Below are 15,807 nucleotides of genomic sequence, written 5' to 3'. Positions count from 1 at the left end.
TCAGCGGCAAAAGATTACTTGGCAAACAGGAGGCGTCCATATACGAGTTCTGCCGCCGCTCGCCTGGGCAAGAAAAATTCGGGAAGCCGTAGGCCGAGCGATGCGGCCAGACAAAAGACACATCGCCGCCCTCCCGCCAAAAAGACCAAAAGCGTCAGCGCCCAGAGCACCAAAAAAGAACCGTCAGTCCACCGCAAGCCCAGCTAGAAAAGCCTCGTCCGCCTTGCTGAGCCGGCCGGCCCTACGAGCGGCATCGATCAAATCGGGCCGGCGGGCCAAAGTAAGAGACAGCGACTGCCGCCGACGCCAAAGCGCAATATTCGCGTGATGCCCAGAGAGCAATTCTGAAGGCACGGACTGACCCTGATAAACCTCGGGCCTCGTGTAGTGCGGACTATCCAGCAAGCCCGTCAACGTATCATGAAAAGAATCTTGCAATGCCGACTCACGGTCATTGAGCGCGCCGGGCAACAGGCGAACCACGCTGTCCATGATCGCCAATGCCGGAATTTCGCCGCCCGACAAAACGAAGTCTCCCATGGAGACCTCATGCGTCACGCAACGCTCAATGAAACGCTGATCCACACCTTCGTAGCGGCCGCAAACCAAAACGGCCCCATCGGCCTCAGCCAGCTCTTGCGCCATGCCTTGATCAAAGCGGCGTCCTGTAGGGCTCATCAGCCATACAGGCGCGCCAACCGCCGCGCGATCAGCCTTCGCCGCCCGCAGCGCATCTTCAAGGGGCTGTGCCAGCATCACCATGCCGGGCCCGCCCCCATAGGGGCGATCATCCACAGTGCGATGCACATCACGAGTGAAGTCGCGCGGGTTCCACAACTTCAGCGACCACAAGCCTTGTGCATGCGCGCGGCCGGTTATGCCGAAATCACGCACGGCGCCGAAAATATCGGGGAACAATGAAATGACATCGAAGCGCATGACGGTTAGAAATCCGCCGGCCAGTCGCTGTCCAGCCGCCTGCCGGCAATGTCAACCGTATGTACGTGAGCTTCCACAAAAGGCACAAGCACCTCGATGTGGCGGCCTTTTTGGTTTTGCAGCAAAGTGATCTGGCCGTCGGCATCCAAATGGCCGCGTGCCACATGCAGCAAAGCGTGAGCGCCATTGTCCGAGACATTTTGCACCTGGCCGATCAGTACAGGGCTGCCGTCCTCGGCTTGGCCGTAAAGCCGACAGCCGATCAAGTCGGCCCAATAATACTCATCGTCTTCCGCGGCGGGAAACTGTGAACGGGATACCCAAATGGTATGGCCCTTAAGCGCTTCGGCCGCATTGCGATCGGGCGAGGCGTCCAGGCGTGCCACCACCGTCGCCCCATGCAGGCGCGACGCTGAAACTTTCGTTAACCGAGCAGGCGCAAAAGCGCCCGCCCCGCCGACAAGCGGGACGGGCGCCTTCAACCACCAATCTTTGGTCTGCAGAAGGACTTCGGCCTGAGACGAGTGCGGCTGAATCTTGACCCAGCCTTGCACCCCATATGCCGAGACGATACGCCCGAGTTCGATGATGTCCTGTGGAGGATCGTCGGGGTAAGCGCCGGTCATGCTGACCTCGCCTTAGTCAGGCCGCAGGCCGTTCAGGCAGCGGCTTTGGCGGAGTATTCTTTGACGAGGCGCGTAACAGCCGGCGACAGCTTGGCGCCGTTGCCAGTCCAGTACTCGACGCGATCAAGAGCCAAACGCAGGTTCTCTTGGCCTTCACTTGCCACGGGGTTGTAAAAACCCAGGCGCTCAATAAAGCGGCCATCGCGGCGGTCGCGCGAATCAGCAGCTACAACATTGTAAAACGGACGCTTCTTCGAGCCACCACGGGCTAAACGAATCACCACCATAGGTAATCCTTTGAAAATGATGTGAAAAACAATAGATTCTAGCATCTTTAAAGCCTGGCACGCAAACTAAAGAAACAAAAACCCTCTAAATATGCAATCGGTCTACGCAGTGTTCTAGATGCGCGACAGTAAGCAGAAAAATGACAATAACGAGGCGGGCTGGTGCGACATTCTCCGGCCCTTAGCGACGCGCCAGAAAATGCATTACATTGCCCTCGCCCTCAACCTGAGCCAACAACCCGTTGCCGGTCTGTTTGGAAAAGGCCTGGAAATCGCGCACGGCATTCGGATCGGTAGTGATCACTTTGAGCACCTGCCCGCTTTGCAGTTGCGCCAGAGCTTTTTTGGCACGTAATATCGGCAATGGACACTTCAAGCCCGAAGAGTCGACTTCCAGATCGAAATCAGGCTGTTCCGTCGCATCAGACATATTCATCCCTCGAGCCGGGCCCGCACCCAATCGTGCACCTGAGCGATGGCCGCCGGCAACGCTGCGGCGTCGGAACCGCCGCCCATGGCCATGTCGGGCCGACCGCCGCCCTTGCCGCCTACCTGGCCTGCCACCATGCCGACCAGCTCACCCGCCTTCACCTTGCCGGTAAGATCAGATGTTACGCCTGCAACCAGGCTGATCTTGCCTTCGGCCTCGGTGGCAAGCAAAACAACGGCCGACTTGAGCTTGTCTTTGAGTTGATCGGCCATGCCCCGTAAAGCCTTGGGGTCGGCGCCGGCGATATTGGCAACCAGCAGGCGCGAGTCTCCGGACAGTGTAACGGCCTGGCCGGCCAAGTCGTTGCCCGCTGACGCGGCCAGCTTGCTCTTGGCTTGATCAAGGTCTCGCTCGAGTGTCTTGAGCTGCCCCTGCAACTGCTGAATGCGATCGGAAAGATCGGCCGGCTGCGCCTTGAGCAATGCAGCGGCTTGCTGCAACGTCGCCTGTGTATCTTGCACCCAATTCAGGGCGTTGATGCCGGTGACCGCCTCAATGCGCCGCACACCCGCTGCCACCCCTCCCTCGGACACGATCTTGAACAGGCCGATGTCGCCGGTGCGGGCCACGTGAGTGCCGCCGCACAACTCGCGCGAGAAACCGATATCCAGGACCCGCACCATGTCACCGTATTTTTCGCCGAACAATGCCACTGCACCGCCGCTGACTGCTTCGTCGTATGCCATGTGGCTCGCCTGAACGTCGTGGTTTTGCAGCACTTCGTCATTTACGATGCGTTCGATCTCTTTGATCTGGGCAGCGGTAACCGGGGCGTCGTGGGCAAAGTCGAAACGCGTCTTATCGGCATCGACCAAAGAACCGCGCTGCTGCACGTGTTCGCCCAGCACCTGGCGCAAAGCCTTGTGCATGAGGTGGGTGGCCGAGTGATTGCGCACCGTGCGAGCACGGCGTTCTACATCGACAAAAGCCTGAAGCGACTGACCAACCGTCAAGCTCCCGGACTCAAGCGTGCCGTGATGGCCAAAAACATTGTTTTGAACCTTTTGCGTATCTGAAACCTTGAAGCGTGTTTCACCTGCCTCAAGCAGGCCCGCATCGCCCACCTGGCCGCCCGACTCGGCGTAGAAAGGCGTAGCGTCAAGAACCACGATGGCTTCGTCGCCCGCTTCGATGCTGTCAACCGACGTGCCATCCACATACAAGGCGGTAATCGTGCCCTGCCCTTGCAGTTGTTCATATCCTTCAAAACGGGTGTCCACACCCTGATAGCTAAGCCCATCCGCCGCTTTGAACTTGCCGGCCGCCCGCGCTTGGTCTCGTTGGCGGGCCATCGCCGCTTCGAAGCCATCCAGATCAATTTCAACGCCACGTTCTCGACAGATGTCGGCGGTGAGGTCAACCGGAAAGCCATAGGTGTCATACAGCGTGAACAGGGTCTGGCCGTCGAGGCGCCCGCCCTTTTCGAGATTGGCAAGGGCAGCTTCGAGTATCTTCATGCCGTTTTCAAGCGTTTCGCTGAAACGCTCTTCTTCCTGGCGAAGCACTTGCTCGACACGAGCCTGATTAACGGCCAGTTCGGGATAGGCGTCGCCCATCTGGGCCACAAGATCGCCTACAAGCCGATGGAAGAAAGGCTTGCTTTGGCCCAGTTTGTGGCCATGGCGCAGCGCCCGGCGCACAATGCGGCGCAAGACGTAACCACGACCCTCATTGCTGGGAATGACGCCGTCCACCACCAGGAAGCCGCAGGCGCGAATGTGATCAGCAATGACCTTGAGGGAATTGTTCGCCAGGTCTTTAGCGCCGGTTTCGCGCGCAGCGGCCGCGATCAGGGCCTGGAACAAATCAATTTCGTAATTGGAATGCACGTGCTGCTGCACCGCCGCGATGCGCTCGAGGCCCATGCCGGTATCCACACACGGCTTGGGCAGAGGCAGCATATTGCCCGCCGCATCGCGCTCGAATTGCATGAACACCAGGTTCCAGATTTCGATGTAGCGATCGCCGTCTTCTTCGGGCGAGCCCGGAGGCCCCCCCCAAATATGCGGGCCGTGGTCATAGAAAATTTCAGAGCAGGGGCCGCAAGGGCCTGTATCGGCCATTTGCCAGAAATTGTCCGACGCGTAGCGCGCGCCCTTGTTGTCGCCTATTCGTATGATTCGCTCGGCCGGCACCTTGATTTCATTGAGCCAAATATCGTAGGCCTCGTCGTCTTCCTGGTAGACGGTGATCCACAATTTGTCGGCCGGCAGGCCGTACACCTGGGTCAGCAATTCCCACGAATAGGCAATAGCCTCGCGCTTGAAATAATCACCAAAGCTGAAATTGCCCAGCATCTCGAAGAAAGTATGGTGCCGCGCGGTATAGCCCACGTTTTCAAGGTCGTTGTGCTTGCCTCCGGCCCGTACGCAGCGCTGAGAGCTGACAGCCCTTTGATAAGGACGCGATTCCTTGCCCGTGAAAACGTCCTTGAATTGGACCATGCCCGCGTTGGTGAACAGCAAAGTGGGGTCGTTGGCCGGGATAAGCGGGGACGACGGCACCACGGCGTGGCCTTTCGACTCAAAAAAAGACAGGAACTTCTGGCGAATCTCAGTGGTTTTCATCGGGGCAAAGCGCGCACAATATAGAGGTAACCAATGATTATAGAGTTGTTGCGCATAACGTGCCTATAACCGGTTAGAGCTTGCCGGCGCTGGTCACGTGTTCGAGCAGGCCGACAAGCTGGGCCGCCACCGAAACCGCAATGACACCGGGCAACTTGCTGGAAGTTTCGACAATACCAATGGGGCAGACAATGCGGTCGACCATGGCTGGAGGAAACTTGCGCAACAGGCGCGACCTGAATTTCGCCGCCTTGGTCTTTGAGCCTATCAGGCCCAGATAGCGAAACGACTTGTGCCGCAACACATGCTCGATGATGTCCAAATCGAGCGCGTGGCTATGCGTCAGCACGAGCCAATATGCATCATCCGGGAAATCCGGAACGTCGTCGGCATCACCGTTGACGCACAGCACATTGTCGGGCAGGTCGGCCGGCCACTCGTCTTCGCGCGGATCGAGCCAGACCACGCTGACAGGCAGCTCCGCCAGGACACGCACAATGGCCTTGCCGACATGGCCCGCGCCGCACACTACCACCAATGGCGCCGCGCCCGGCGTCACGTCGACCAGAAGGTGATCGGAATCTTTCCAACTGGCGTCAGGCTGTGTGACCACCAACGCATCCAGCGGCTCGAGCGCAACGCCGGGCTCGGGCTTTTGGCTGGACGCACGGCCAGCATCATGGGCATTGTTCAATACCGGAAATTGGCGTGTACGCCGCACGCTCGCGCCGCTGTCCAGAAGCGCCTGAAAGGCTTCACACCACGAAATATCGGCCCTATCCAGCCGTTCAAACGCCAGCCACACCGCGCCGCCGCAGCATTGCCCCAAGCTCGGCCCCAAGGCGTAATGGCGTATTTGCGCCGCCGGCGCGCCGGCATCGGCCAGCATGGTGCGCGCAGTATCGATTGCCTGCAACTCGAGATGACCGCCGCCGATAGTGGCGCAGGGCCCGCCGGCATCGACCCACATGCGCGTGCCGGCATCGCGAGGCGTCGACCCCAGCGAACGAACGACGGTGATCAGAACCAGCGACCCGCCCGAGTTCAAACAGCGTAATGCAGCCCCGACCCAGCGACCATGGACGCGCTGGGCCAAAGGAGCGAGAGCTACAGTCATTGTTCCAATCCACCGCCCGGTTCGGCCGCCAATGCGACCGCCTCGGCGGATGCAACAGCATCTGCGCCCACCTTCAAGGCGAAGCGATCGGGCGCAACAGTATCAAGCACCTGCAATACGCGTTCGGCTGTAGCCGGAGCATCGAGCGGAATGTCGACCCCCGCGCCCGTCACAGAGGCGATGGCGTCGCGGATCGCAAGAAATACCGAAATAGCCAAGGGCAAGGGAGGCTCGCCCATGGCCTTGGATTGATAGATATTGTTTTCGGTATTGCCGTTGTCGAAGAACTCAACATTGAATTGCTCGGGGCAATCAGAGACAGAGGGAATCTTGTAGGTGGACGGCGCATGGGTTTTAAGCGCCCCGCTCTCATCCCACCACAGCTCTTCGGTGGTAAGCCAGCCCACCCCTTGTATAAAGCCGCCTTCGATCTGCCCCAGGTCGACCGCCGGATTGATGGGACGGCCAGCGTCGTACAAGATGTCTGTTCGCAGCAGCCGGTTTTCTCCGGTAAGAGTATCAATAATGACCTCGGAACATGCGGCGGCATAGACAAAGTAAAAGAACGGGCGGCCGGTAAGTGTCTTGAAGTCGTAGTGAATCTTGGGCGTTTTGTAAAAGCCCGAGGACCAAAGCGATACACGGGCCATATAGGCCTTTTGCACGAAGTCGCGAAATGGCATGGAATGCGCCCCAAGCCATACCTGCCCGTCTCGAAAGCGCACCTGTTCGGAATCGCAGCCAAACTCGTCAGATGCGAAGGCCACCAACGCCGCCTTGATCTTGCGGCAGGCATCCTGCGCAGCCTTGCCGTTAAGATCGGTTCCCGTTGAAGCCGCGGTAGCCGACGTATTAGCCACCTTGGACGTGTCGGTGCCCGAGGCTCGCACCTGGACAATATCCACGCCGAACTCTTCGGCGACAACCTGCGCAACTTTGGTATTGAGGCCTTGCCCCATTTCGGTACCGCCATGGTTGACCAGGATGGACCCGTCGGTATAGACGTGGACCAGTGCGCCGGCCTGGTTCAGATGCGTGGCGGTGAACGAAATACCGAACTTGACCGGTACCAGCGACAGGCCTTTTTTCAATACCTTGCTGTCGGCATTGAAGCGCCGGATTTCTTCGCGTCTGCGCCGATACTCGCTGGACACTTCAAGTTGATCGACCAGTTCGTGGATAACGTTATCCTCGACCACCATGTCGTACGGCGTCACGTTGCGCTCGTCGCGGCCGTAGAAGTTGCGCTTGCGCACGTCGAGCGGATCGTGGCCAAGTCGCCGGGCGATGTCGTCGAGTACGTACTCGATGCACAATATGCCCTGCGGCCCGCCGAAACCTCGGAACGCGGTATTGGATTGAGTGTTGGTCTTTACACGCAGGGAAAGGATATCGAAGGCAGGCAGGTAGTAGGTATTGTCGCTGTGGAATACCTGACGATCGGCCACAGCGCCGGAAAGATCGGCGGAATAGCCGCAGCGCAGCCGCTGCTCGAACGCCACTGCGTTGATCAGCCCGTCATCGTCGTAAGCCACGTCATAGCCGGCGGAAAAATCGTGCCGCTTGCCCGTAATGATGAAATCGTCGTCGCGGTCGGCGCGCAGCTTGACCGGCCTTCCCGTGCGCCAGGCCAGCAGCGCGGCAGCGACTGCGAAAGGCCAGGACTGGCTTTCCTTGCCGCCAAAGCCGCCCCCCATACGGCGGCATTGCACCTGTATGGTGTGCAGCGGCCGGCCCAGCATGTGAGCGATCATGCCTTGCATTTCAGACGGGTGCTGAGTAGAGCTCAGGACAAGCATTTCGTCGTTCTCGCCCGGCTGGGCATAGGCTACCTGGCCCTCGAGATAGAACTGCTCTTGTCCGCCGCAATATAGACGTCCCTGGTGACGATGAGGGCCGCGATCAAGTTCGCCCGGCACATCGCCACGCGAGATGCGCACCGGCGGCAGCACATAAGACTCGCGCTCGGCGCCTTCGTCGGCCGTAAGCACCGGTTCGAGAGAACTGTATTCGACCTCGGCCAGCAAAGCCGCCCGACGTGCGGCATCGTGCGAGGTGGCCGCCACAGCGAACAAGGGTTGACCGAGATATTGAGTGGCGCCATCAGCGAAAACCGGCTCGTCGTGCAGAAACGGACCCAGGTATTTTTCACCCGGCACGTCGTCAAGGCAGACGACTTCGACCACCCCCGGCGCCGATCGAACCTTGGACAGATCCATGGATACTATGGTGGCGTGCGCACGCCGCGACAAACCCAAGGTGGCATGCAAAGTGCCCTCGCGCTCGGGAAGATCATCGGTGTATTGCGCCTCGCCCGTGACGTGCAAACGCGCGCTTTCATGCGCAAGCGATTGGCCCACGGTTTGATATGTATTGATGCTCATGACGTCTCCTTATTTGGGACGGTGGCTGCCGAAGCAGGCCGGCCCGGCCTGTCGACAGATTCTAGAAGCCCGGAATGCGGGCGTCGGCCTGGCCGGTGCTTTCGAGATAAAAGCGATACAGCAGGTTGCGTGCTGATTTTCGGCGGTAGTCGTCCGACGCACGCATGTCGGTCATTGGCTGGTAGTCATCGTCGAGCGCCCGCATGGCTTCGGCAACCGTGGCTTCGGTCCAGTCGCGCCCCAACAAGGCGTGCTCGGCACGACGCGCGCGCCTGGAGGTGGCCGCCATGCCGCCGTGGGCAATGCGCACCGAGGCCACCTTGCCCTGATCGAGCTTGATCGCGTAGGCGCTGCACACCGCCGAAATATCTTGGTCGATGCGTTTTGACAGTTTGTAGCTGGCCACCTGGCATTCCGGGTCGCGCAAAGGCACCATCACGCTTTCGACAAACTCGCCGGGCTCGCGATCTTGCTTGCGGTAATCGAGATAGAGGTCTTCCAGTGGCAACCGGCGGCGGCGTGCGCCCTTGCGCAAGACCACGGTCGAGCCGATGGCAATCAGAAGCGGCGCGGTGTCGCCAATGGGCGAGCCGTTGGCCAGATTGCCCACCAGGGTGCCCGAGTTGCGTATCGGCGTCGAGGCGAAACGCTTCCAGAGCTCGCGGATTTCAGGATACTGTTCGGTGATGGCCTCATATCCTTCATTCAGGGAAACCACAGCACCGATATTCAAAACGCCATCGCGTGACTCGATGTAATCAAGTTCGGCAATATCGCCAAGATAAATCACCACGGGCAGCGTCTTCAACTGCTTGGTAACCCACAAGCCCACATCGGTTCCCCCCGCCAGCACGACGGCATCGGGATACCGCTCGTATAGCTCTGCGAGCTCATCGGCGTGGGTTGGGGCAAAATACGACTGCCCGCCGGCCTCGAAGGCCAGCATGCCGCCGGATGATTGGCGCAGCGCCAGAAGCTGCTCGCGCAATGCCTCGCGATCAAGACTGACCGCCGGGTACGCATCCATATTGCAGGCCGCGTCGATAATGGGCCGGTAGCCGGTGCAGCGGCAGAGGTTTCCCGACAAGGCATCGAGCACCTCTTCGCGCACGGGACGAACCTTGCCATTCTGGTACATGGTGTACATGGACATGATGAAGCCCGGCGTGCAAAAGCCGCATTGCGACCCGTGGTAATCGATCATGGCCTGCTGAACGGGGTGAGGCGCGCCGTCTTGCTCAAGCGCCTCTACCGTCCAGATTGCCTTTCCGTCAAGAGTGGGCAGAAACCTGATACAGGCGTTGATTGCCTGGAAACTGACCTGGCCGTCGGGCCCCAAACTGGCTTCCGTCACAGTACAGGCGCCGCAATCGCCCTCATTGCAGCCTTCTTTCGTGCCGGTCAACTTAAGTTCTTCACGCAGGTACTGCAACACCGTTTGCGTAGCCGAAACCGGGGCAACCTCGCAAAGTGTGCCGTTGAGATAAAAGCGGATGAAGCGTCGAACGTCCATGTTGTCTCCGTGGCGGGCGATGGCTATGAAAACACGCCTCGCCCCCTCTTTTATGACCGTGCCCCATAAGGACACTATAAACCCAAACAAAGCGGCATTCGAGCACCGCGCGGCGGGGCAAAATACAACAAGCCCGCACCGGGAACAGGCATCAGTCTCAAGTATCCGGCCGGGCGGGCCGCACGCCATCTTCAAGCAAGCTGCCGTCGACCACTCGCACATCACGCAATGTGCATTCATCGCAATTGGCTACGGTGCCGATACGGTCGACCACAATGAAATCACCCTGGCGCCCAAGCGACATCAAGGGGTGATGCCAGGTTCCCTGGTGGTAGTTCACACCCTGTCCCGCTTCAACGTAAAACGCACGAATGGCGGATTCATCGGGGCGATCATCGGCGCCGTTGGGGGCAACCACAGCCACGAAAGGCGTACCGTTGGAAGGTATCCAGGCCTGGCTGCCCAACGGATGCCGCTCTAGCATCCGAATGGTCAAGGGAAACTCGAAGGCATCGCCCCGAGCCATGCTGATGCCTGCTTGGCCGTCTTCGCCGGTGACCTGGACACGGCCCAGGTCATGGTAGCGGCGGGTGGTTCCTCCATTGATAGGAAACCACGGACGATCGCCCATCTCGATGACATCGCCGAAGGGCGAGAATGTTTCTTTCGTGAGGCGTTCCAGCTTGAGTATCGACATGAGGTCTCCGGGAGGCATAAAGGCGCAAACCCTAGCGGGCCAGCCGCCCCCAAATCCGTAGCCGGCTTACGCCGCCATCGGGAAACATATTGAGGCGCACATGAGTGACCGCCCCGACGGGCTTGATCTGCTCGCCGGAAAAGAAATGCTGCTTGTGCATCTCGGTTTTCTGCTGGCCCAGCAGCTCGGGCCAGAACATGGCCTGGGTCGTGATGGATTGATCGGTGCCCTGATCGACTCGCGCCGCCTGTATTGACACCGTGTCAGGATAATTGCCCTTGAAGTGCGCGGTGTCGACCTCGATTTTCTCGATGATGGCTGCATGGCCGAGCTCGATCACGCACCAGTCGTAACCGGGATCGCGCCTGCGTCGGGTTTCCCAGCCGTCGCCCATATTGACACCCCGACCGGGCATGATAAGACGGAAAGGCACGCCAAAATGAGCGTCGTTATAACTGACGATGCGTCCTCCGGCGGCCAGCGCCGAGACCTCATGCAGCGCGTCGGGGTCTTGGGAAGACCAATCGCATGACGGCTGGCCGTACACCCGGAAACGAGCTACGCCGCCATCAGGATATATGCTTAGCCGAACATGGGTCCATGGGCGCTCGTCGACCAGGGGCACAAAATGATGCGAGCCGCCCGACAATGACGTAGCGGAAACGATTTCCGTCCATTCAACATCGTTGCCAGGATCAGCGCCGCCCTCGCAATAACAGGCCTGCACCGTGGCAGCGGGGGGGAAGTTGCCGGTAAAATGGCTGGTGTCGATGTCAAACCCCTTGATCACGCCCGGCAGGCCAAGCCTGACCACCGCATGGTCGTGGCCCCCATTGCGGCGGCGTTGGGTTTCCCACCCGTCCACCCACTTGCCATGGTCATCGAATTTGCCCACGATGAATATGGACTCGGAGGATTGGAGCATGCGGTCGGCCGCCCCGAAAAAATCATCCGAGCACGAAACAACGCGCGCGCCGAAGTCGGCCGAAGCCAGATTGGCATAGCGAACCGCAAACACCGGCGGCTCGGCTACGGGTGGTGCGTTAATAACGGTTCCAACAGGCAGATTGGGGGCGGCCATGAAAACTCACTCCAAGAAAATGAGCACGCTCAGGCGTCGGGCGTGCTGATCAGGTCATCGAGACGAAATCGTCCGATCTTATAAATTTGCTCGAGGCATTCGGCGGTTTCGTCGGAGCGCGACAAAGCCAGGCGTCGCCGAAATTCTTCGATGATGCTGCGCCTGTCGTGGCCGCGAACCGCCAGAATGAACGGAAAACCGAATTTTTCGCGATACGCCTGGTTAAGGGCCGTAAGTTCGCTGTACTCTTCGGGTGAACATTGGTCAAGGCCCGCGCCTCGCTGCTCGGACGTGGATTCAGGCGTGAGCTTGCCCCGCACGGCCGCCTTGCCGGCCAGCTCGGGATGCGCCTGAATAAGCGCCATTTGGGCTTCGGCCCCCGCATCGACGATGCGATCGACCATGGCCTGGTGCAAGTCGTCGATTCCGTCGAAAGGACGCAGTGACGCCACTTGCTCGGCCACCCAGGGTGAATGCTCGAAGATCCCGCCCAGCATGTGCACGAATTGCGCTCCGGGCATGACGTTAAGCTCGGCAAGCGTTATACGGGTGCTCATGCCGCCCCCTCGGCCGCCGTGGCCTCGTAAGGATGGCGCTGAATCCAGTGCCGGGCGATATCGACGCGCCGACAGACCCAGACTTGCTCGTGACGCTGCACGTAATCGAGAAACCGCTGCAAGGAAGCAAAACGCCCCGGCCTGCCGACAAGCCTGCAATGCAGGCCGATGGACATCATCTTGGGTGTGTCTTCTCCTTCGGCGTAGAGCACGTCGAAGGCGTCCTTAAGGTAGGTGAAGAAATGGTCGCCGGTGTTGAACCCCTGGGGCGTGGCAAACCGCATGTCGTTGCAATCGAGCGTATAGGGCACGATCAGATGCGGCTTGCGCGAACCGTCGGATGTCTCGACAGTGGTCCAGAAAGGCAGATCGTCGCCGTAGTAATCGGAATCGTAAAGAAAGCCGCCATGTTCGACCACCAGGCGCCGCGTATTGGGGCTGTCTCGGCCGGTGTACCAGCCCAGGGGCGTCTGGCCGGTGGCGGCCGTGATCGTTTCGATGCAGCGGCGCATATGCGCCTGCTCGACGTCGGACGGCACAGATTGATAGTGGATCCAGCGATAGCCGTGGCCCGCGATCTCGTGGCCCAACTCGACCATGGCCCGCGCCACCTCGGGATTTCGCTCAAGCGCCATGCCGATGCCAAACACAGTAAGCGGGAGGTGGCGGCGTTCGAACTCTTTGAGAATTCGCCACACGCCCGCCCGGGAGCCGTATTCGTAAATGGACTCCATCGACAGATGGCGGTCGGGATACTCAGCGGCGCCGATGATTTCGGACAAGAACTGTTCGGAACCGTCGTCGCCGTGCAAAACGCAACGTTCCCCACCCTCTTCGTAGTTAAGTACGAACTGGACCGCCAGCCGCGACTTGCCCGGCCAATCGGCAAAAGGCGGATTGCGCCCATAGCCGAGCAGATCGCGTGGATAGATGTCGTTCATGAGTTTTCCTCGAGCTTGACGCTGAATGCCGCCCAGGGATCAGCACGCCCGGGCGAATTTTCCAGCATGCGTTCTTCACAATCGCTCAAATGATGCGACATGGCTTGGCGAGCGCCTTCGCGATCGGATGCCTCGAGCAGATTGAGTATCTGATCATGCTCGGCATACGAGCAAGTGGTGCCCCCAGGGGTGTCGCGGTAGGCGATGATTAGGGTCGTGCGTGAGCATAGGCTGTGCATGAGCTCGGTAAGCACGCCGTTGCCGGCTTGCTGGGCCAGCTTTACATGAAATGCATTGGACAGCCTGAGCCAACTGATGCGGTCGCCGCACTCGAACGCCTTGCGCTCTTGGCGGACCATGTCGCGCAACGGCTCAAGGCGCTGCGCCAGATCGGGCAAAGCTATGAGTTTGTCGATCAGCAGGCATTCCATGTCTCGCCGCAGATCGAACACGTCGCGCATCTCGGCCGGACTGGGCCGCCATACAAAAGCGCCCCGATTGGGGCGCAGCACCACCAGCTTGTCGTGGGCCAGCTGCGCCAAGGCTGCTCGAACGGTTGCGCGTGAGCAGGAAAAAATCTCGCATAAGGCCGCTTCGGTGAGCTTGGCGCCGGGCAGCAGACGGCGATCCATGACGGCATCGAAAATATCGGCATGGACGCGGTCGACCTCGCTGCCGCCCAGACCGCCCTCTAACAGCGAGGAAGCTCGGGGTGCGGCAATGTCGCTGCCGTATTCAGCGCGCTGATCGAGACAAAGCATGTTTACTCCGTATGCCTGATACCGGTTCGAATACCCAGCCTCAGCAGTTTGGACATTTACGCGACCGCCTTCGAAACACAATTTTCAAAAAAGATATGGGCAAACCGCTATTGACAATTATTGGCAGCTAAAACAGAATCGTCAACATAAATTGTTGACAATCCCGAGCGCCCTCGGGTTTCCACCCATAAAAACACCGGCCTCTACACACCGGCCAAGCGGAGACAACATGGGAAAGCTTTCCACGCACGTGCTTGACACCATGCACGGCGCCCCTGCCAAAGGGGTGGCGGTAGAACTCTACGCCTTGAACGGCACCAGCCGTGAACGCGTCATGCAAACGCGCACCAACGCCGATGGCCGCTGCGACGAGCCCTTGCTGCAAGGCCCAACGCTCAAGCCGGGCCGCTACGAATTGGTATTCCATGTGGGCGACTATTTCTCGGCAAAACAAGTCGCCTTGCCCGATCCCCCCTTTCTTGACCAGGTCACGGTAAGTTTCGGCGTTTCCGATGCGTCGCAAAACTATCACGTGCCCCTGGTCGTGACGCCCTGGTCATACTCCACCTACCGCGGCAGCTAATCGTCCGCGCGGCGGCGCCGCGCCCCAATCGCCGATCGGCACAAAGGAATACGACTCATGGAAGCTTACCTGTTGGAATTCGGCAATCTGCTGCTGCGCTGGTTGCACGTTATCGCGGCCATCGCCTGGATCGGCGAATCCATTTACTTCGTCATGCTCGACAACAGCCTGCGACCGCCCCAATCGGCTGAAGATAAAAAACGCGGAGTCTTCGGAGAAATGTGGGAGGTCCATGGCGGCGGCTTCTATCACAATCAGAAGTACCTCACCACTCCCGAAAAAATGCCCGACCACCTGCATTGGGCATTCTTGAAAGCCTATACGACCTGGCTTTCGGGCTTTGCCATTTTCGCCAGCATGTACCTGGCCAAGCCCACGTTCTACTTGGTCAACCCGGGCAGCGATTGGGCTTGGGTCGCCTCGCTTGGCGGCTGGCAAGCCGGCGTCGTCGCTGTCGCCTTCCTGGCATTCGGATGGGTCATATACGATCAGCTCTGTCGCCGCATCAGCCCCACCATGGAGCGCGATGGCGCGTTAAGCGTGGCGGTGGCCGTCATGATGGTGGCCGTTTCTTATCTTGCCTGCCAGATATTCCCCGGGCGCGCAGCCTTCCTGATCACCGGTGCGGTAATGGCGACTTGTATGTCGGCCAACGTCTTCTTCTGGATCATTCCGGGCCAGCGACGCATGGTTCGCGCGCTCAAGGCCGGAGAACAGCCCAATGCCCTGGACGGCAAGCGAGGCAAACAGCGCTCGGTGCACAACACCTATTTCACCTTGCCGGTCGTGTTGCTGATGCTCAGCAACCACTACTCTTTCATCTACAGCGGCCCGCATGCGTGGATCATCCTCAGCCTTTTCATTTTCTCGGGCGCCGCCATCAGGCAATATTTCGTCTTGCGTCATAGCGGGTCGCACAAACCGGCCTATCCCATTGCGGGTGTGGCGCTGCTGGTAATCATTGCATTCCTGGCCGCCCCCAAGCCTTCCCCCATGGCAAGCGCCGATTCAAGTGATGCCGTCACCACGGCACAGGTAATGCAGATCATGGAATCCCGTTGCGTACAGTGTCATGCCGCCAAGCCGACGCAGCCGGGCTTTCCTGCGGCGCCTGCTGGAATGGCTCTTGAAACTGAACAGCAGTTGCTTGCCCACCCAGACCTGATCAAACAGGTTATTGCCAACAACTACATGCCTTTGGGTAATCTCACCCGGATGACACCCGAAGAACGCAGCCTTATTGCCGCTTGGCCGGGACGCTGAT

15 protein-coding genes are annotated in these 15,807 nt (G+C 59.5%); 2 read left to right on the top strand and 13 right to left on the bottom strand.

The genetic code is table 11. The features are described from left to right. Window positions 1-183: 183 nt before the first annotated feature. The 13 genes from trmD to ACIY1O_RS12580 all read right to left on the bottom strand — a co-directional run bounded on the left by trmD (window position 184) and on the right by ACIY1O_RS12580 (window position 13,960). Window positions 184-939, bottom strand: coding sequence for a tRNA (guanosine(37)-N1)-methyltransferase TrmD (gene trmD / locus ACIY1O_RS12640; RefSeq protein ID WP_397475453.1), 756 nt, complete (start codon window positions 937-939; stop codon window positions 184-186). A 5-nt stretch (window positions 940-944) separates the two neighbouring features. Continuing rightward, window positions 945-1,565: a ribosome maturation factor RimM gene (gene rimM / locus ACIY1O_RS12635; protein ID WP_397475452.1), complete on the bottom strand. Its 621-nt coding sequence runs from the start codon at window positions 1,563-1,565 to the stop codon at window positions 945-947. Between the two features lie 32 nt (window positions 1,566-1,597). Continuing rightward, window positions 1,598-1,852, bottom strand: coding sequence for a 30S ribosomal protein S16 (gene rpsP, locus ACIY1O_RS12630; RefSeq protein WP_397475454.1), 255 nt, complete (start codon window positions 1,850-1,852; stop codon window positions 1,598-1,600). A gap of 181 nt (window positions 1,853-2,033) precedes the next feature. Beyond that, window positions 2,034-2,288, bottom strand: a complete 255-nt coding sequence (locus ACIY1O_RS12625) for a sulfurtransferase TusA family protein (RefSeq protein ID WP_397475451.1) — start codon at window positions 2,286-2,288, stop codon at window positions 2,034-2,036. After that, a complete protein-coding gene (gene alaS, locus ACIY1O_RS12620) occupies window positions 2,285-4,909 on the bottom strand; it encodes an alanine--tRNA ligase (RefSeq protein WP_397475450.1) in 2,625 nt (874 codons plus the stop codon). Before alaS ends, ACIY1O_RS12625 begins: the two co-directional genes overlap by 4 nt. A gap of 73 nt (window positions 4,910-4,982) precedes the next feature. Then, window positions 4,983-6,026 carry a xanthine dehydrogenase accessory protein XdhC gene (gene xdhC / locus ACIY1O_RS12615; protein WP_397475449.1) on the bottom strand — a complete coding sequence of 348 codons (1,044 nt, stop codon included), beginning with the start codon at window positions 6,024-6,026 and terminating at the stop codon, window positions 4,983-4,985. Beyond that, window positions 6,023-8,410, bottom strand: a complete 2,388-nt coding sequence (gene xdhB, locus ACIY1O_RS12610) for a xanthine dehydrogenase molybdopterin binding subunit (RefSeq protein ID WP_397475448.1) — start codon at window positions 8,408-8,410, stop codon at window positions 6,023-6,025. Before xdhB ends, xdhC begins: the two co-directional genes overlap by 4 nt. 61 nt (window positions 8,411-8,471) lie before the next feature. Then, entirely contained in the window at window positions 8,472-9,923 is a 1,452-nt protein-coding gene (gene xdhA / locus ACIY1O_RS12605) for a xanthine dehydrogenase small subunit (RefSeq protein WP_397475447.1), read from the bottom strand. A 157-nt stretch (window positions 9,924-10,080) separates the two neighbouring features. Further along, entirely contained in the window at window positions 10,081-10,620 is a 540-nt protein-coding gene (locus ACIY1O_RS12600; protein ID WP_397475446.1) for an ureidoglycolate lyase, read from the bottom strand. A gap of 31 nt (window positions 10,621-10,651) precedes the next feature. Beyond that, window positions 10,652-11,701, bottom strand: coding sequence for an allantoicase (alc, locus tag ACIY1O_RS12595; RefSeq protein WP_397475445.1), 1,050 nt, complete (start codon window positions 11,699-11,701; stop codon window positions 10,652-10,654). A gap of 29 nt (window positions 11,702-11,730) precedes the next feature. Continuing rightward, the gene (gene uraD / locus ACIY1O_RS12590) at window positions 11,731-12,258 is read right to left on the bottom strand and encodes a 2-oxo-4-hydroxy-4-carboxy-5-ureidoimidazoline decarboxylase (RefSeq protein ID WP_397475444.1); all 528 of its coding nucleotides are present in this window, start codon (window positions 12,256-12,258) and stop codon (window positions 11,731-11,733) included. After that, window positions 12,255-13,199, bottom strand: a complete 945-nt coding sequence (gene puuE / locus ACIY1O_RS12585) for an allantoinase PuuE (RefSeq protein WP_397475443.1) — start codon at window positions 13,197-13,199, stop codon at window positions 12,255-12,257. The genes uraD and puuE overlap by 4 nt, the downstream gene beginning before the upstream one ends. Next, entirely contained in the window at window positions 13,196-13,960 is a 765-nt protein-coding gene (locus ACIY1O_RS12580; RefSeq protein WP_397475442.1) for a GntR family transcriptional regulator, read from the bottom strand. The genes puuE and ACIY1O_RS12580 overlap by 4 nt, the downstream gene beginning before the upstream one ends. Window positions 13,961-14,189: 229 nt before the next feature. Here ACIY1O_RS12580 and uraH point away from each other — a divergent pair, with 229 nt between their 5' ends. Beyond that, window positions 14,190-14,543 carry a hydroxyisourate hydrolase gene (gene uraH, locus ACIY1O_RS12575; protein WP_397475441.1) on the top strand — a complete coding sequence of 118 codons (354 nt, stop codon included), beginning with the start codon at window positions 14,190-14,192 and terminating at the stop codon, window positions 14,541-14,543. 57 nt (window positions 14,544-14,600) lie between these two features. Beyond that, window positions 14,601-15,806: a urate hydroxylase PuuD gene (locus tag ACIY1O_RS12570; RefSeq protein ID WP_397475440.1), complete on the top strand. Its 1,206-nt coding sequence runs from the start codon at window positions 14,601-14,603 to the stop codon at window positions 15,804-15,806. The last annotated feature ends 1 nt before the right edge of the window (window position 15,807 follow it).

It is taken from the genome of Pusillimonas sp., from assembly GCF_044464525.1.
GTDB lineage: Bacteria > Pseudomonadota > Gammaproteobacteria > Burkholderiales > Burkholderiaceae_B > Pusillimonas.
The sequence above is the reverse complement of the archived record's forward strand: the minus strand, read 5'-3'. Positions and strand labels throughout refer to the sequence as shown.